Annotated in this window: 15 protein-coding genes; 7 read left to right on the forward strand and 8 right to left on the reverse strand. The window is 59.6% G+C overall.

The features are described from left to right. Window positions 1-106: 106 nt before the first annotated feature. Together ABID16_RS04130 and ABID16_RS04135 are read right to left on the reverse strand one after the other, a co-directional pair. A complete protein-coding gene (locus ABID16_RS04130) occupies window positions 107-943 on the reverse strand; it encodes a ferritin-like domain-containing protein (RefSeq protein ID WP_354555077.1) in 837 nt (278 codons plus the stop codon). Window position 944: 1 nt separating this feature from the next. Beyond that, complete coding sequence (locus ABID16_RS04135) at window positions 945-1415, reverse strand: peroxiredoxin (RefSeq protein ID WP_354555078.1); 471 nt, start codon at window positions 1413-1415, stop codon at window positions 945-947. 99 nt (window positions 1416-1514) lie between these two features. On the opposite strand from ABID16_RS04135, the gene ABID16_RS04140 reads away from it, so the two are divergent. Further along, window positions 1515-4925 (forward strand): YhdP family protein, encoded by a 3411-nt coding sequence (locus ABID16_RS04140; RefSeq protein ID WP_354555079.1) that lies wholly within the window; start codon window positions 1515-1517, stop codon window positions 4923-4925. 158 nt (window positions 4926-5083) lie between these two features. After that, window positions 5084-5626, forward strand: coding sequence for a GDSL-type esterase/lipase family protein (locus tag ABID16_RS04145; protein WP_354555080.1), 543 nt, complete (start codon window positions 5084-5086; stop codon window positions 5624-5626). Between the two features lie 141 nt (window positions 5627-5767). Here ABID16_RS04145 and tyrS read toward each other — a convergent pair whose 3' ends face one another. Beyond that, window positions 5768-7021 (reverse strand): tyrosine--tRNA ligase, encoded by a 1254-nt coding sequence (tyrS, locus tag ABID16_RS04150; RefSeq protein ID WP_354555081.1) that lies wholly within the window; start codon window positions 7019-7021, stop codon window positions 5768-5770. A gap of 109 nt (window positions 7022-7130) precedes the next feature. Here tyrS and ABID16_RS04155 point away from each other — a divergent pair, with 109 nt between their 5' ends. Then, window positions 7131-8255 (forward strand): anhydro-N-acetylmuramic acid kinase, encoded by a 1125-nt coding sequence (locus ABID16_RS04155; RefSeq protein ID WP_354555083.1) that lies wholly within the window; start codon window positions 7131-7133, stop codon window positions 8253-8255. Between the two features lie 48 nt (window positions 8256-8303). On the opposite strand, the gene ABID16_RS04160 is transcribed toward ABID16_RS04155, so the two are convergent. The 5 genes from ABID16_RS04160 to ABID16_RS04180 form a co-directional block, all read right to left on the reverse strand. Further along, window positions 8304-10337, reverse strand: a complete 2034-nt coding sequence (locus tag ABID16_RS04160; RefSeq protein WP_354555084.1) for an SPFH domain-containing protein — start codon at window positions 10335-10337, stop codon at window positions 8304-8306. Window positions 10338-10710: 373 nt separating this feature from the next. Continuing rightward, entirely contained in the window at window positions 10711-11562 is an 852-nt protein-coding gene (locus ABID16_RS04165; RefSeq protein WP_354555086.1) for a patatin-like phospholipase family protein, read from the reverse strand. Window positions 11563-11672: 110 nt separating this feature from the next. After that, complete coding sequence (locus tag ABID16_RS04170; RefSeq protein ID WP_354555087.1) at window positions 11673-11879, reverse strand: hypothetical protein; 207 nt, start codon at window positions 11877-11879, stop codon at window positions 11673-11675. Continuing rightward, on the reverse strand, window positions 11876-12298 hold the full coding sequence (locus tag ABID16_RS04175; protein ID WP_354555088.1) for a putative toxin-antitoxin system toxin component, PIN family: 423 nt from the start codon (window positions 12296-12298) through the stop codon (window positions 11876-11878). Before ABID16_RS04175 ends, ABID16_RS04170 begins: the two co-directional genes overlap by 4 nt. 6 nt (window positions 12299-12304) lie before the next feature. After that, window positions 12305-12982: an alpha/beta hydrolase gene (locus tag ABID16_RS04180; protein ID WP_354555089.1), complete on the reverse strand. Its 678-nt coding sequence runs from the start codon at window positions 12980-12982 to the stop codon at window positions 12305-12307. Between the two features lie 211 nt (window positions 12983-13193). Here ABID16_RS04180 and ABID16_RS04185 point away from each other — a divergent pair, with 211 nt between their 5' ends. From ABID16_RS04185 to sufC, 4 genes are all read left to right on the forward strand, one after another. After that, on the forward strand, window positions 13194-14360 hold the full coding sequence (locus ABID16_RS04185) for a cysteine desulfurase family protein (protein WP_354555090.1): 1167 nt from the start codon (window positions 13194-13196) through the stop codon (window positions 14358-14360). Window positions 14361-14493: 133 nt separating this feature from the next. Continuing rightward, a complete protein-coding gene (sufB, locus tag ABID16_RS04190) occupies window positions 14494-15963 on the forward strand; it encodes a Fe-S cluster assembly protein SufB (protein ID WP_354555091.1) in 1470 nt (489 codons plus the stop codon). 3 nt (window positions 15964-15966) lie between these two features. Then, window positions 15967-16869 carry an Abi-alpha family protein gene (locus ABID16_RS04195; protein WP_354555092.1) on the forward strand — a complete coding sequence of 301 codons (903 nt, stop codon included), beginning with the start codon at window positions 15967-15969 and terminating at the stop codon, window positions 16867-16869. Between the two features lie 62 nt (window positions 16870-16931). Next, window positions 16932-17687 carry a Fe-S cluster assembly ATPase SufC gene (gene sufC / locus ABID16_RS04200; RefSeq protein ID WP_354555093.1) on the forward strand — a complete coding sequence of 252 codons (756 nt, stop codon included), beginning with the start codon at window positions 16932-16934 and terminating at the stop codon, window positions 17685-17687.

A 17687-nucleotide genomic window follows, 5' to 3' on the forward strand; every position in this document is an offset into this window, starting at 1 on the left:
CAAACCAAAAAACCACACGTTTTCATGGAGGAATTACACACCGTTAAGGTTAATAAATCGTTCCAGGTGGTTCCCGACAGCCGCGAAAAGCTCCTGCAAGCCTCTGTCAGGCCGAGCTTGTCGAGGTGAGTGCGCGGTAGAAGGAGGGCGTCAAACCGGCTTCCGCGCGAGCCACATCGTTAAAGGGCGCCTTCAACGGTCCGCGGAAGTTGATGCGCACGAGCGACTGGAAGGTGGCGGCCGGATCCTTCTTCTCGCGGGCGCAGAGAAAACGGAACCACTTGGCGCCGATCGCCACATGGCCTTTCTCGTCATTGTAAATGATATCAAGCACTTCTGCGCTTTCCATGTCACCGGTTTCGCGCATCTTTTCCTGCAGCGAGGGCGTAACGTCGAGGCCACGGGCCTCGAGAATCAGCGGCACCACGGCAAGCCGTGCAGTCAGGTCGTTGCGGGTGTCGTGGGCCGCCTGCCACAGGCCATCGTGAGCGGGCAGGTCGCCATAGTCGGCACCCAATGCCTTCAGGCGTCCGCGCACGAGGTTGAAATGCTTGGCTTCCTCGAAGGCGACCTGCATCCAGCCATCGAAGAAGGAGCGCGGAACCGGTTCGGAGGCGAATCGGGCGACGATGTCGAGGGCGAGATCGACGGCGTTCAGCTCGATATGGGCGAGCGCATGCAACATCGCTATCCGCCCTTTCACCGAGCCAAGGCTGCGGCGCTTCACTTGCGTTGGCGGCACGAGCAGAGGGCGATCCGGCCGGCCGGGGCGATCGGGTACTACAGCGTCGCCTGGATGACGGAGAGAGAGCGTGCGGCCATACCACGTTTCAGCGACCTTCGAGGCGAGCGCTGTCTTCAGGTCGAGATCGGCTGCGCGGATTGCCTGAACGGCGCCGTCGCGGAGAGACTTGAAATGCGGGATGGCCGGCTTCTCTGTCACGTCAGGAGGCTGCCTTGACGGCGGCAAGCACCTCTTCGGCATGGCCCTTCACCTTCACGCCGGCCCATGTCTTCAGGATATTGCCGTCCGGGCCGATCAGATAGGTGGTGCGGGCGACGCCCATGTATTTCTTCCCGTACATGCTCTTTTCCTGCCAGACGCCGTAACGCTGCAGCATTTCCGTCGATTCGTCCGAGCCGAGTGCGACGGAGAGGTTATGCTTGGCGGCGAACTTCCCGTGCTTCTTGACCGGGTCCGGCGACACGCCGATGACGACCGCGCCGGCGTTTTCGAAATCGGCCTTCAGCGCACTGAAATCGACCGCCTCGGTCGTGCAGGCGGGTGTATCATCCTTGGGATAGAAATACAGCACCACTTTCTTGCCAGAATAGTCCTTTAACGACAGCGTCGTTCCACCGTCCGCCGGTATTTCGAAGTCGGGTGCAAGTTCGCCGGGCTGCAGTTCGGACATTGGATTTCCTTTCCCTTCGGGAGACAGTCTTAACGGTTCGGGCTATATAATCTGGACGTGAATCGCCCACAAACTCATACGGGAGGAGACCCTGATCGGATGACTGACGTCAACGGCGGAAACGCCGGAGATCAGGGCGACACTGCGCCACATGAACCGGTTCCGGCGCCTGCCGTGCCGGCCGCGAAGCCTGTGCGTCGGCGAAAGAGCGCGTTCCGGCGCGTCTTCGTGGCCGTCATGGAACTGGCGCTGCTGGTCGCGCTTATTCTTGGCGGTGTCTATTACGCGGTCGAGCGCGGCCTTTTCGACGACATCCTGAAACGCGAGGCAGTCTCTATTCTGGCACGCGCCGCCGGCGCCGAGAATTATGCGGCCGACGTGGGGTCCGCCACGTTGCGCTTCAACTCTCAATGGCAGCTGGTGATTGACGCCAGGGATGTGTCCATTCGTCCTGCCGAATCCCAGGGAGCGACGTTCCGCACGGGTCATGTGAAGATTGCGCTCGAAACCGTCTCGTTGCTCAGCGGCCGATTGAGCGTGGCATCCGTTTCTGTCGACGGAACCGGCATCAACTTCGACGCCCTGCCGCAACAGCATGGGGGAGCCGAGGCATTCCGGATCGACAGCCTTCCCCATATTCTGGATCGAGTTTTTACCGCGCTGGATGCGTTCGATAACGCCAGCGGGAAGACAGATATTCGCAGGCTGAAGCTGACGGGGATCAACTTCGAACTCCGGGCGCAGCAATTGCGTCGCTCCAAGGTCGCCGTCCGTCAGGTGTTGCTGGAGCGTGGCGACGATGGCAATATTTCCATCTCAGGCGACTATGCGGTGGATGGATCACAAGGCACGCTGCACGCGGTGACGCAGCGCGGTGACAAGGGCATCGACGGCCTGTCTTTCGATCTGGAGCGCTTCACGCTCGGGTCCTTGCTGATGGAGCATAGCCGCGCCGGCGAGCCGGTGATCGGACTTGCCGGCGATCTGTGGCTCAAGCTGGAAGCAAAGCGGAAAACCGCGGACCAGCCTGCCGCGCTGAAAATTGCCGCGCGACTTGAGAACGGCACGTTTTACGGAGAGGCAAAGGCCTCGCCGATCACAAGGGGCGAGCTTCTCGCGCATTACGACTTTTCTGCGCAGAAGATCGAGGTCGAGCCTTCGGTGTTCGAGTTCGGTGAGACGCGGCTGCCCTTTACCGGCGGCTTTATCGATATCGACCGCCTGGACCGACCGGAAAAGCAGGGTATCGCCATCGACCTGATGATCGACCGCGGCCATGCGGCCCCTGGCAATCTTGGCGATCAGCCAGTCGATTTCGTCGGCAAGGCTTTCGGTATTTTTCATCCCGACACCAAGGAGCTTGTTGCGCAGGACATCGTGATTTCCTCGCAGTCCGGCTTCATCGGTGGATCGGTGACCGTGAAATTTGGTATTCCCAAAACCGGAAACATGATCAGCGACTCGCCTGAGATCAGCCTCGGGCTGTTCACGCAGAATGTTGCCGCCAATACGATCCGGGCACTCTGGCCATTCTGGATGGCGCCCGACGGGCGCAACTGGGTCTACACCAATCTCTTTGGCGGGACGATCACCAACGGGTCGCTTGCGGTTTTCCTGCCGGCAGGACGGCTTCCCTTCTATCCCGAAGATCATGTCACGCTTGACGAAAGCGAGCTGAAGATCCGCTTCGATATCGATGGCGCGCGCGTGAGCATCGCCGGCGACATCCCGCCGATGCGCGATACCGTTGCCCATTTCGAAATGATGGGCGACCGGATTCAGACGGCGATCAAGAAGGGCACGGCCTATTTTCCGTCGGGGCGCAGCATTGACGTAGCCGAGGGCAGCTTCATCATCGACAGCGTGAGCGAGAAGCCTGCGGTGGCCAGAACCGAATTCAAGCTTGCCGGCGATGCATCGGCACTTCTCGAACTCACAACCTATCGGCCCATCTCGTCGCTTCAGGACACCGGCTTCAAGCCCGAGGATTTTTCGGGACAGGCTCACGTTGCCCTCAAGGCTCGCTTTGCGCTGAAGAACGCTCCCAACGCGCGTCCGCCGGAATGGCTCGCGCTGCTCAAACTGTCCGACGTGGCGGTGAGCAAGCCGCTTGGAGGCCACAAGATCAGCAATATCAATGGCGAGATGAAGATCAATCCGCTCTCGGCCAAGATGGAAGCGGATGCGAAGGTTGAAGGCGTGCCTCTCCATTTCAGCCTCGTGGAGCCGCTGAGCAAGGCAAGCCGGCAGAAACGTCAACGCGTGGTGACGGCCAATCTTGAGGCAAAGCAGCTTGAGAAGCTGGTGCCGGGCGTGTCCGATCTGGCGACCGGGCCTCTGACACTCAGGACCGAGTTGCGCGACGATGGCTCGCAAGCCGTCTCGGCGGGCCTTGCCAAGGCGAAGATCGTGATACCCTGGGCCGGTTGGGAGAAAGGTGCGGGCGTCCCGGCGACGGTGGACTTCGTGACCAAGAAGGATGGCGATCGTTTCCTCATTTCGGACTTCGACTTCTCCGGGGACGGTTTCGGCGCGAAGGGAACGTTGCAGACAGACAATCAGGGTGTGGCCATGGCAGAGTTCTCCAAGGTGAGGCTGGCGCCCAGCGACGACATTGCTGTCAAGATTCAACGCACGGGCGGACGCTATGCCATCACTGCTTCCGGCAAATCCGCCGACGCGCGCGGCCTGCTCACGCGACTGAAGTCGCCGGGCGCGACCGAAGGCAGTAGTATCGATTTTTCAGTCAATGCGAAGATCTCCTCCATCATCGGCTTCAACAACGAGACGCTGAAGAATGTGGATGCGGCCTATTCGGTGAAGAATGGGAAGCCGGTCGCGGTCAAGCTGACGGCGGTGACGGGCAATGATCAGGCCGTGGTGGCGAAGCTTGCGCAGGACACGGGTATCGCGCGCTCCATCGACCTGACCGCCACGGATGCCGGCGCGCTATCCCGCTTCACCGGACTCTACAACAACATGCGCGGCGGGCTTTTGAACGTTGGCATGCGCTATGTGGCGGACGGCGTGTGGCGGGGGGTGATTGATGTGCGCGACTTCCAGCTCGTCAACGAACAGCGCCTTCAGGAAATCGTCTCGACTCGCTCCGGCAAGGACGGCAAGAGCCTGAATGATGCTGTGAAGAAGAATATCGACGTCAGCAGCCAGAAGTTCTCGCGTGGCTATGGCCGCGTTCTCATTGACGGCGAGACGGTGCGGATCGAAAACGGTGTGGTGCGCGGAGAGCAGGTCGGCGCGACCTTCCAGGGGATCCTGCGCGATGGGAATGGCCAGATGAACATGACCGGCACGTTCATGCCGGCCTATGGTCTCAACCGCCTGTTTGCCGAACTGCCGATCATCGGGCTCTTTCTCGGTAACGGCAAGGATCGCGGCCTGATCGGCATCACATTCAGGCTCTCCGGCCCGGCGGAGCAGCCCGGCCTGCAAATCAATCCGCTGTCTCTGATCGCGCCGGGTGTGTTTCGGAGCATTTTCCAGTTTCAGTGAAGAACGCGCTGCCAGACAAGCAACTTGACAGTTGTTAGTAAGGGTGCAGTATTTCCTCGGTTGTCTTGGCTGCCGCGTCTCGCGTATTGATTGGCGGAGCGCTTTCGGGGCGTTGGCGGGGTCGCGGACAGGTCTTGTGTCAAAATGTGGAGGATCACATGCGTTGGATGAAGTTAGTTCGTTGCATTGGGCTCGCAGGTGTAGTCGCGGGTTCTCTGGCAGGCGCGGCAGCCGAGGCCGCCGAGATCGTGGCTCTTGGTGCCAGCAACACTTACGGGCGGGGCCAAGGTTCGCATCATGACGGAGTGGACAAAGGGCAAGCCTTTCCCGCGCAATTGCAGGCCATGTTGGCCGCGCGAAATTGTAAGGCGACCGTCGTCAATGCCGGTGTTCCCGGCGATACGACGGGTGGAATGCTTGCGCGGGAAGCCGCGCTTCTGCAGTCCGACACGAAGGTTCTCATCTTGCAGCCCGGCGGTAACGACGAGCGCAAGGGGCAGGGCGACAATTCAGCCAATATTGCAAAAATCAAAGCGCTCGCGGCTTCCAAGGGCGTGAAAGTGGTCATGCTTGACCATCCAGGCAAAATTGCCGGCGGCAACCGCCTTCCCGATGGTCAGCACTTTTCAGCCGCTGGCCATACGCTTTTCGCACAATACCTTCTGCCGAAAGTGTTGGCGACGGGCGTTTGCAAACGATGAGCCAGGAGAATCCTGCGGCTTGATGAACAGCTAACGATACCCGGCTTAGACCGCTTCTGCGTTTCATGGAAACACTGAAACGGTCTATCTGTTTTCCAAAGTCGGGACGTGAAAGCCGTTGTCGCTTTCGATGGTCTCGCGTCAGGCCGGGCGCACCAGAACGTGCTTCTTCTTGCCCATCGAGACCTTGATGACGCCGTCGGCGGTGACGTCGCGTGAACCGATCGTCATGCGCTCGTCCGAAACGGCCTTGTCGTTGATGCGGATTGCGCCGCCCTGGACGTGACGACGGGCCTCGCCGTTGGAGGCGGCAAAGCCAGCCTTGACCAGAAGCGCGAGCAGACCGATGCCGGCGTCGAGTTCAGATTTGGCGACATCGACGGAAGGCAGGTTTTCGGCAAGCGCGCCTTCCTCGAAGGTCTTGCGTGCGGTTTCGGCGGCTTCTTCAGCCGCTGCGCGGCCGTGGAGCATGGTGGTGACTTCGGTCGCGAGGATCTTCTTGACCTCGTTGATTTCCGAGCCAGCGAGCTTCGACATGCGTTCTATTTCAGCCATCGGAAGCTTGGTGAAGAGCTTCATGAACTTGATGACGTCGGCATCTTCGGTATTCCGCCAGTACTGCCAGAAATCGTAGACCGGCAGCAGGTCGGCGTTTAGCCAGACGGCGCCTGAAGCAGACTTGCCCATCTTGGCGCCCGACGACGTGGTCAGAAGCGGTGCTGTCAGCGCATAAAGCTGCGGCGTCCCCATGCGGTGACCGAGGTCGATGCCGTTGACGATATTGCCCCACTGGTCAGAGCCGCCCATCTGCAGGCGGCAGCCGTAGCGCTGGGAAAGCTCAACGAAATCGTAGGCCTGCAGGATCATGTAGTTGAATTCGAGGAAGGACAGCGACTGTTCGCGGTCGAGACGCGTCTTCACGCTGTCGAAGGACAGCATGCGGTTGACCGAGAAATGCTTGCCGACATCGCGCAGGAATTCGAGGTAATTGAGCGAACGCAGCCATTCGGCGTTGTTGATCATCAACGCGCCCTTGGGGCCTTCGCCGTAATTCAGGTAGTTTGCAAAGACGCGCTTGATGGAGGCGATGTTGTTTTCGATCGTCTCGATCGTCATCAGTTGACGGGCTTCCTCCTTGAAGGAGGGATCGCCGACCATGCCTGTGCCGCCGCCCATGAGCGAAATCGGACGGTGGCCGGTTTCCTGGAACCAGTGCAGCATCATGATCTGCATCAGGTGGCCGACATGAAGGCTCGAGGCCGTCGGGTCATAACCGATATAGGCCGTCACGGTTTCCTTGGCGAGCAGGTCATCAAGGCCGCTCTCGTCGGAGACCTGATGAATGAAGCCGCGCTCGGAGAGCGTGCGAAGGAAATCGGACTTGAAACCGGACATGGCTAATCTCTCTGCACTGGACGTGTAACGGGCGGGCCTTTAGCACTGTTTTCAGGCGATTGCACCCGATTCCGCATCGAATGCGATCTTTGGGATGGGAGTTTTATGCATGCTGGAGACCATGACGGCGATCGGCCTGATGAGCGGGACGTCGATGGACGGCGTCGATGTGGCGCTGATCGAGACCGATGGCGAGATTTACGTCAAGCGCGGGGCGGCGATGGAATTTCCCTATGCGCCGGATTTCCGCCGGCGGCTGGCGGCCTCGCTGGAGGACGCCAAGGCGATCAAGGAACGCAGCGAGCGTCCAGGGAGCCTTGGCGCGATCGAGCGCGAGATTACCGATCTGCATGCGGATGCGGTGACACGGTTTCTTTCCGCCAACTGGCTGAAAGCGGAGGATATCGGGGTCGTCGGTTTTCATGGCCAGACCGTGATCCACCGTCCGGATCAGGGCTACACGGTGCAGATCGGCGATGGTATTTCGCTGGCTAAACAAATCGGCATTCCGGTCGTCTTTGACATGCGTGCCAACGACATGGTGCATGGAGGGCAGGGCGCGCCGCTGGTGCCGGCCTATCATGCGGCACTCGCGCGCGGGCTTTACTGGGACCAGTTTCCGGTCGTCTTCGTCAATATCGGCGGGATATCAAACCTCACCTATATCGGTGCCGATGGCGAGATCGTCGCCTTCGACAGCGGGCCGGGCAATACGCTGATCGACCAGTGGGTGGAGGCGGAAGCCGGCATTCCCTTTGATGCGGGCGGGGCGATTGCCTCGGAAGGCGCGGTGATCGCATCGCTTGCCGAGCGCTATCTGTCGCACGCCTTCTTTACCGATGAAAAGCGCCGCTCGCTGGACCGTAGCGATTTCCGGCCGCCGGAAAGCCACGAGATCGGCCTGCATGACGGCGCGCGTACACTCGCCCATGTCAGCGCCGCCGCGATCCTGAAATCGGCGCGTCACCTGCCGGTGAAACCGCGTACCTATATCATCTGCGGCGGTGGCCGGCTGAACCGCTCCATCGTTGCCGATCTCGACCGGATGGCGGGTGAGGAGGGCGCGAAGGTGGTGATCGCCGAGGATCTGGGCTTCAACGGTGCGGGCATGGAGGCGGAGGCCTGGGCCTATCTCGCCGTGCGATCGCTGAAAGAGCTGCCGCTGACTTATCCGGGGACGACGGGAGTTAAGGTTCCCGTCACAGGCGGCGTGCTGGTGCATCCAGAGGGCTGACAGGCGTGAAGGCCGGATGTGTCCGGCCCTCACGTTTGGTTGGCTGCGTCAATCCTCGGCTTTTGCAGAGGGTGCCGCAAGCTCCTTGCGTGCCTTGTCGGCCACCAGCATGCTGAGCAGCATTTCGACGAGACCGTTCGCGCTGCCGTTGCCGCCGGACGTGCCGACCTGGATTTGCGGGACCAGCGGCAGCTTGCCGTTTTCGATCGCTTCGGCAAAGCGCATCAGCACCTGCGAGTTGAGCTGGTAGTCCGGGCCGCCGAAGGCCGAGACCTTTTTCTCCGTCGCTTCTGCTTCCGCGAGACCGATAGCGCGAACCTTTTCGGCATCGGCCAGACCCGTCACCTTGATGCGTTCGGCTTCGGCCTGCGCGACGAACTTGATGCGGTCGGCCTCGCCCTGGCCGGAAAGCTTTTGCCGCTCGGCTTCGGCCTTGGCCTGGACCTGGATGGTTTCGGCCTCCTGACGAGTGAGCGCCAGTTTCGCCTTGCCCTCGTTTTCACTGACCTCGATGGCGAGCATGGAGGAGGTGATGCGGGCCTGCTGTTCGGCGAGCGCCTGCTTTTCGCGCAAGGTTCGTTCCTGCACGGCAGCGATCTCCTGCAGCTTGTAGGTCTCAACCTTTTCGACCGCCACCTGACGGTCGCGCAACTGGGCGAGGATCGTCTCGATGGCGCCCTGGCCCTGTTCGGCGCGTGGTGTGCCGATCAGCACCTCTTGAAGCTCCAGCGAATAGGCCGCGAACTTCTCCCGCATCTCCTCGCCGGAGGTGCGCTGGATCTCGTTGCGCTCCTGCAAGAGCTGGATCAGCGTCTTGGTCTGGGCGATGTTCTTGAAATAGGCCGAGACCATCGGATCGAGCGTCTGTTCGACCAGCTTCTTGATGTCGCCGAAACGCTGCACCACCATCGGCGCCTTCATGTAGTCGATATGGACGACGACGGAGAGCGGCAGGACGGGTTCGAAGGCATCGCGGGTGATCAGGCTGACTTCGGACAGGTTTTCGTCGAGCTTGTGTTCGCCGGATTGCTCCTTCGTCCATTTCAGCACGAAGTTCGTGGTCGGCACGATCACGATGCTGCCTGCATAGGTGTTGAAGGCATATTTGCCGGGCAGAAGCGGGGTCGACCAGACACCGCGCGCGCCCTTTTCCACGAGTTCGCCGTGGCGATAGGCCGAGCCGGAAAGGTCGTCGCCGAGGCGGCCGGTATAGGAGACGACGACGCCGACCGTGCCGACTTCGATGATCGTCTTTTCCACCAGCTCGACCGTGGCAAAGAGGCGGTTCAGATAATAGGAGCCATCGGCCAGAACCTGGAGCTGGCGGCCGCGATAGCCGCCGGCCTGAAGAAACTTCTCCGGGTCCTGGAAATTGTTGTGAAACAGCGGGTTCTGGGGTTCGTTGGCGACCGTCGGCGCGATGATTTCGCCATCCGCCAGCGCCGGGCCGTCATGGATGGTGACGATGCCGATCAGGTCTTCGGAATCCTTGATGACGACTGGCTGGAAGCCGCTGCGCTCGGCAATCAGATGCTTCATCTCGTCGAAAAGCGTGGCTTCCGAGGTCGAGAGGTTGATGGCGTAGGTCCGCTGTTCGGTGAGCACGACGAATTGCGCGAGGTTGATCGCATAGGTGCCTTCACGCAGGATCTTGCGCTGCGGGCCCTTCTGGCCGCCTTTCAGGAGAAAGGCGCGCGTATCCTGGAAATCGTCGGCCTCCGTGTTGCATGCGAGCGTCTGGGTCGGCGGCAGTGCCTTGCCGTCGCGGGCAAAGACATAGCCGATCTGGCCCTGCGGGATCGTCACCAGATTGGCGGTGTGCAGGCTATACTGGAACGGCACGAAGAAATGCAGGCCGCCGCGGATGATGTCGGGCTGGTAGCCGGCTTCGCCGTTCAGCGCGATAAAGCCGCCATCGATGGAGCCGCCGAAGCTCCAGAGCTTTTCGGGAATGCCGATGCGGTCGTTGGGCATATAGCGGACGGCGCCGCTGAGCCTGAGAAGCACCAGTGCGGCGACGACAGCCAGGATGATCACGGCAATGCGCCAGTCGGCGGCTGTCCAGTTGAGATTGTAGTCCATCGAGTTCCTCTCGAATGAAGGCGCGCGGGCACGCTTTCGCCGCCGCGGAACGCGGGCGGAGGTTGAAGGAAGGGTGCTGGCGGGCGTGACGTCTTGAAATTTTCTACATGCGTTTCCGGCCGGGCGGCCGGAGTTTGCCTCATGACCCGGACGGGCCAGAAGGCGTGCTGCAAACAGCGGTTACATGCGATGTGTCCTTGAAAAATTTTGACATTTCATACTTGGTAGATTCGCTCATAGGTTTAAATGGGGTGCTACATTAATTCGGATATCCTTTTGATATCAAAAGGAGAAATCGGACTCCGGCTGTTGTTGTCCGGTGGTTTTTCAGCCTTGATGCAGTGGGCTGGCCCTATCTGCTATTTTAGCGGTTTCAGACCTGAAGCGTTTTTGCAAACCGCTCGCCATCCTTCAGCCCGATCTCGTAGGCGCGGCGCAGGCCGTTGGGATCGCGGATGGTGAAGTTGTTGACGGTGACTGGCTCGGAAGGGCTGACGATCGAGCGGTTTGGCGTGGCGGGTGGCACACGGCCGTGGCGGGTGGTCAGCAGCAGGGTACGCCCGCCTTCCGCTTCCGTCTCTTCCAGCATCAGGAGCGGAGGGTTGTCGACCAGTCCGCCATCGAGGCAGGGCCTGCCATGAATGCGGCCGACGCGCATGAAGGGCGGCACGGAGGCGGTGGCGAGAATTCCGTCTATGAGGTCGCGCGCCGTCTGCATCTCATGCGTCGAGACCCACGCTGGCGAAAGGCCGAGATAGCGCCCGGCCTTGGAATAGGCGCCGCCGGTGATGCGCTTTTCAAGCTGATAAGCGGCAATCGATCCGAGCGCGGCAAGCGACGAGGGCATGAGCGGCGGCGGGCGCGAGACCTGCATGAAGATTGGCGGCTGGGCTTTCAGAGTTTCAAGGTCGCCATCGTCGAACATGGTCGTGAGAAACTGGTCGAACAGTCCGCCGACAACGAAGGGCGAGCGGCCGTAGATGAGGTTCTTCCATTCGATATCCTGGCTACCCTCTTCCGCAAACGCAATCGCCGCCTCCCGCACCTGCCGGGCCTTGCCCGCAAGGTTGATCGCGCAATGATAGGCGCCCGCCGAGACCGTGACATAATAGTCGGGACGTTGTGGATGCAGCCCTGCAAAGGCTTCCCAGAATCCGGATTGCCAGTAACAGCGATTGCCGCCACCGGCAAAGCCTATGGCATCGAAGCGTATGGGTGCAGACATGGTGTCAGGCGATGGATTGACGAAGACGTAAAGGGAAGATCATTCAGAGCAAGTGGGGTGGGGTTTGTCAATGTGGGGTGAGGTAGCTGGTTTCTTGAGGGCCGACCGTTCTATTTGCGAAGAAGTGCCAAGCCTTCTTCTTCGCGGCCTTTTCCGCGTTCGGCGCGATCCATCATCCGCTTGCGCGCTTCCGAGTCACGAACCACAGCTTGCGTGACGTTCAGGTAGAATTCTTCGAGCTGGACTCCATTCGCGCGCGCAAGGGCTTCGACCTTGTCGTGCAGATCGCCGGGCAGATTCAATACGATCTTGTTCATTGCGCTATCCTGTTCATGATCTCGATAGGCGTCAGAATTTCGATGTTTCTGAACTTCAGTTCTGATCCGAGAAAGTCACGCTTGTTGAATGTGGCTATGCATCTGCCACTTCCCGCGACCGCGAGTTCCATCAGGTGGTTGTCCGCTTCGTCGCGGAGATTGGGCCTCCAGAGGAAATATATGTCACAGATGACGCATTTGCCAAGGAAGATGTCGAAAAGGGCTTGCCTCTCGTCATAACCTAGTCTGGCATCGGTGAAGATGCCGCTACGGTCGAGAACATCTTCATACTCCAGATAGAGCGCATTGCTCATCAGTGGAGTCAATTTGCCACCAAGGCACGCCTCGATGACCTGCGAGGCGGGGCCGCGGCCGATGCAAGCGCCGATGAAGACGTTTGTATCGACCACGATCCGCATGTCACATCACCGGATACGCTTGGCAGCCGGTTCCGGGACCAGGTCGCCGGCCAGGCGGCGGTCGAGGTAGTCCTCGCATTCGGCCATCAGCGGTTCCATCTGGTTGGAGAAGAAGTGGTTGGCGCCGGGGATGGTCTTGTGGGTGATGAGAATACCCTTCTGCGCCTTCAGCTTTTCGACCAAGCCGTTCACGTCCTTTTCAGGCGCAACGCGGTCGGCGTCGCCCGAAATGATCAGGCCCGAGGACGGGCAGGGGGCGAGGAAGGAGAAGTCGTAGATGTTCGGCTGCGGGGCGACAGAAATGAAGCCTTCGATTTCCGGGCGGCGCATCAGAAGCTGCATGCCGATCCAGGAGCCGAAGGAATAGCCGGCAACCCAGCAGTTCTTCGAATCGGTGTGCATGGACTGCACCCAGTCGAGCGCCGAGGCCGCATCGGAAAGCTCACCGGCGCCATGGTCGAATTCGCCCTGACTGCGCCCGATGCCGCGGAAATTGAAGCGGAGCGTCGTGAAACCGCGCTTCTGGAACATATAGAAGAGCTGGTAGACGATCTGGTTGTTCATCGTGCCACCGAATTGCGGATGCGGATGGAGGATGATGGCGATCGGGGCGTTCTTTTCCTTGGACGGCTGGTAGCGACCTTCAAGACGGCCGGCCGGGCCATTGAAAATAATTTCGGGCATTTTTTCTCCGGTCTGTTGCCGGTTCTAACCGGGAAAAGGACGTGTTAGTACTTGACGAAACAAGTCAGCTTTTCTAAACCTAGTTTAGAACCATTCGAAAAAGCCGGGCGCGGGCCCGCTTTCCTGATGGGCATGTCTCTTACGGCATGCGATGCTGAAAATTCAAGAAAAATGCGCCATGCGGTGAGCTTGGCGAAAGACACGGCAAGTGATGGCTGCAAAGCGCACATATCTGGACTGGAATGCGACCGCGCCGCTTCTTGCCGAAGCGCGCGAGGCGATGCTGTCCGCTCTGTCGCTGCCGGGCAATGCTTCCTCCGTTCATGTTGAGGGTCGGGCTGCCCGCGCGGCGATCGACCGGGCGCGCGACAAGGTGGCCGCACTGGTGGGTGCAAAGCCCGCGAATGTTGTCTTCACGTCGGGAGCGACGGAGGCTGCCAATCTGGTGCTGACCCCGGATTTCCGCATGGGTCGGTCGGCGCTGAAGGTTTCAAAATCGTATGTTTCGTCTATCGAGCATCCTGCCCTACGCGAAGGTGGCCGGTTTGCCAAGGACGATGTCGTTGAAATTCCGGTGACGGCGGCGGGTGTTGTCGATCTCGATGCGCTGGCAGCGCTTCTGGCTGCGCATGATATGACGGCCGGTTTGCCGCTGGTCGCTGTCATGTTCGCCAACAACGAGTCGGGCATTGTCCAGCCGGTGGCCGAGGTTGCGGCGCTCACGCGCAAGGCAGGCGGCGTTTTCGTTTGCGACGCGGTCCAGGCCGCCGGGCGTGTGCCGGTGTCGATTGAGGCCATCGGCGCGGATTTCCTGATCTTGTCGGCCCACAAGATCGGCGGGCCCAAGGGTGCGGGTGCGCTTGTCTCGCGTGGCGAAGCGATGATGCCGGCTCCATTGTTGCGCGGTGGCGGACACGAGAAGGGGCACCGGGCGGGTACCGAGAATATCGCGGCGATTGCCGGCTTTGGTGCGGCGGCGGAATATCAGCTTCAAAACCTTGAAGCGCGGGTCGCAAGCCTCCAATTCAGGAGGGACCGGCTGGAAAGCGCCATGCGGCGCATCTGCCCGGATGTTATCGTCCATGGTGCGGATGGCCCGAGACTGCCCAATACATCCTTCTTTTCCGTGCCGGGGCTGAAATCCGAGACCGGGCAGATTGCGTTTGATCTCGAAGGGGTAGCACTCTCGGCCGGCTCCGCCTGTTCGTCTGGCAAGGTTGGCGAGAGCCATGTGCTGGCCGCGATGGGCTTCGACCCGAAGCTGGGCGCGCTTCGTGCCTCCATCGGGCCGGAGACGTCGGACGAGGAAATAGACCACGCCATTGCCGCCTTTGAACGGCTTCTGGCGCGGCTCAACCGGCAGGGTGCTGCCGCTTGAGGAATGCGTGACGATTAAGACTTGAGGAAAAGCAATTTTCCTTGCGGAGCCGCTGCAATCGCTGCAAAAGCTCCGGCCAACAGATGAAGATGACAAGCTGCCGGTTCTTGAGCCGGCGAGATTGGAGCACACCATGGTCGCCGTTCAGGAAACCATCGATCAGGTCCGCAAGATCGACGTGGACCAGTATAAATACGGCTTCGAGACGACGATTGAATCCGACCGCGCGCCGAAGGGCCTTTCGGAGGATATCGTCCGTTTCATCTCCGCCAAGAAGCAGGAGCCGGACTGGATGCTGGAATGGCGTCTGGAGGCCTATCGCCGCTGGCTGACGATGGAAGAGCCGACCTGGGCGCGCGTCAACTATCCGAAGATCGACTTCAACGACATCTATTACTATTCCGCGCCGAAGTCCGCTTCCGGTCCGAAGTCGCTGGACGAGGTCGATCCGGAGCTGCTCAAGACCTATGAAAAGCTCGGCATTCCGCTGAAGGAACAGGAAATCCTGGCCGGTGTGAAGCCGTCGCGGATTGCCGTCGACGCCGTGTTCGACAGCGTGTCCGTCGTCACGACCTTCAAGGAAGAGCTGGCCAAGGCCGGCGTCATCTTCATGTCGATCTCGGAAGCGATCCGCGAGCATCCGGATCTCATCAAGACGTATCTGGCCACCGTCGTGCCGGTCACCGACAACTATTATGCGACGCTCAATTGCGCCGTCTTCACCGACGGGTCCTTCGTCTATGTGCCGAAGGGCGTGCGTTGCCCGATGGAACTGTCGACCTATTTCCGTATCAACGAGAAGAATACGGGCCAGTTCGAGCGGACGCTGATCATCGCGGAAGAAGGCGCTTACGTTTCCTATCTGGAAGGCTGCACCGCGCCGCAGCGCGACGAGAACCAGCTGCATGCGGCTGTCGTCGAGCTGATCGCCATGGATGACGCCGAAATCAAGTATTCCACCGTCCAGAACTGGTATCCGGGCGACAAGGACGGCAAGGGCGGCATCTACAATTTCGTCACCAAGCGCGGCGATTGCCGGGGCAAGAATTCCAAGATCTCCTGGACGCAGGTCGAGACTGGTTCGGCGATCACCTGGAAATACCCGTCCTGCATCCTGCGCGGCGACGGCTCGCGCGGCGAGTTCTATTCGATTGCCGTGTCGAACGGCCATCAGCAGGTCGATAGCGGCACGAAGATGATCCATCTCGGCAAGAACACGTCGAGCCGCATCATCTCCAAGGGCATCTCGGCCGGCTTCTCGCAGAACACCTATCGCGGCCAGGTGGCGATCAACCGCCGGGCGGACAACGCGCGCAACTTCACCCAGTGCGACTCGCTCCTCATCGGCGACAAGTGCGGCGCGCATACCGTGCCCTATATCGAGGCGAAAAACGCATCGGCGCAGCTGGAGCACGAGGCAACCACCTCGAAGATCTCCGAAGACCAGCTCTTCTACTGCCTCGCCCGCGGCATCCCGGAAGAGGCGGCGATCGCGCTGATCGTCAACGGGTTCGTGAAGGATGTCATTCAGGAACTGCCGATGGAATTTGCGGTTGAAGCGCAGAAGCTGATCGGGATTTCGCTTGAGGGTTCGGTGGGGTGAGGCATGTCCAGTCCGGAAAACGAGGACGAGATATCTGTTGAAATTGCCTCAGACAAGGCGATTGTGTCGGTAAAGGGGGCTGCGGCATCTCGGCTTGGCCACTCCCTGGCGGACGTGCTGTCGCCATTTACGAATAGTCTTGGATATGTTGGCGATTTACTAGCAGTGAAGCGCGAAATGGGAGCTCTCATTGCGGCAAAGCGAGCGAAAGAGAAGCTGGAAAAAGAAGGAATTATTTCCGCTGACATTCCGCCTCGGGTTCTGCTGCCTTGGCTTGAAGGGGCATCGCTTGTTGATCCGGGGAAAGAAGACACGCTAGTAGATGCCTGGGCGGGACTATTAGCTAGAGCAGCGAAGTCGTCGGACGCGGCTAACGTATCATACATTGAGACATTGAAGAAGCTGGGCGCGGAGGAAGCAGAACAACTTGCCTTCTTTGTGACGGATACCTCGCCTTCTTTCGGTGTGAAATTCTATGCTGCTAAGCTTGGTGGTGAAGATACACTGGAAAGCGGCTACTTCGTAGAAATCCAAAAGTACATCAATGAAAGACGTGACGGAGTCGAATTAGGTGAAATTCGCGCGAAATTTGAGAATCTCCTTATCCAGAAGATGGCTCAAGTTATTTTTTTTGCGATAAATGGAAGCACCCTGCTGTCGACTGAATACTATAGGAAGTACGAGCACGCTGTGTCAAATCTTGAGCATCTGGGTTTGATTGAAATAAAGAAGAGCAACGTAGAGATTCCGGTTGGCTCAGTCGTTGTAATTTGGTTTCAGGTTACAAAATATGCCTTTGATCTATTTTGGGCCTGCCAAGGAGTAGTCACAGCTCACGCTGATTATGGTGTAGATTCGTTGCAAAAGGCTATTTCGACGCCACCCTTAACCAGAAGAAAGCGCTAGCGCACTGACTAACGCTCCAAATGCGTGTCGCGTAGGCTTTTCGAAGATAGAAAGTGAACAAAATGCTTGAGATCAGAAACCTTCATGCGCGGATCGCCGAGGATGGCACCGAGATCATTCGTGGCTTGAACCTGACGGTGAAGGCCGGCGAAGTGGCGGCCATCATGGGGCCGAACGGGTCGGGGAAGTCGACGCTGTCCTATATCCTGTCGGGCCGTGAGGACTATGAAGTCACCGAGGGCGATATTCTTTATAACGGCGAGAGCATTCTGGAGCTTGATCCGGCCGAGCGCGCGGCACGAGGCATTTTCCTCGCGTTCCAGTATCCGGTCGAAATTCCGGGCGTTGCGACTATGCAGTTCCTGAAGGTGGCGCTCAACGAGCAGCGCAAGCAGCGTGGCGAAGCCGAACTGACAACGCCGGACTTCATGAAGCGGGTCAAGGATGCGGCGGCGCATCTGAAGATCGCGCCGGAAATGCTGCGTCGTCCGCTGAATGTCGGCTTTTCGGGCGGTGAGAAGAAGCGCGCCGAAATCCTGCAGATGGCGCTTTTGGAGCCGAAGCTTTGCGTGCTCGATGAAACGGACTCTGGCCTCGATATCGACGCGCTGAAGATCGTGTCGGATGGCGTGAACGCGCTGCGTTCGCCGGACCGCGCCGTGATCGTCATCACGCACTACCAGCGCCTGCTGGAACACATCGTGCCGGATACGGTTCACGTTCTCTACAAGGGCCAGATCATCAAGTCGGGCGACAAGTCTCTGGCACTCGAACTCGAAGCCAACGGCTATGCCGACGTGATCGAAGCGGCGGCTTGA

This window comes from Limnomicrobium aquaticum (assembly GCF_040545545.1).
Lineage (GTDB): Bacteria > Pseudomonadota > Alphaproteobacteria > Rhizobiales > Rhizobiaceae > Ensifer_A > Ensifer_A aquaticum.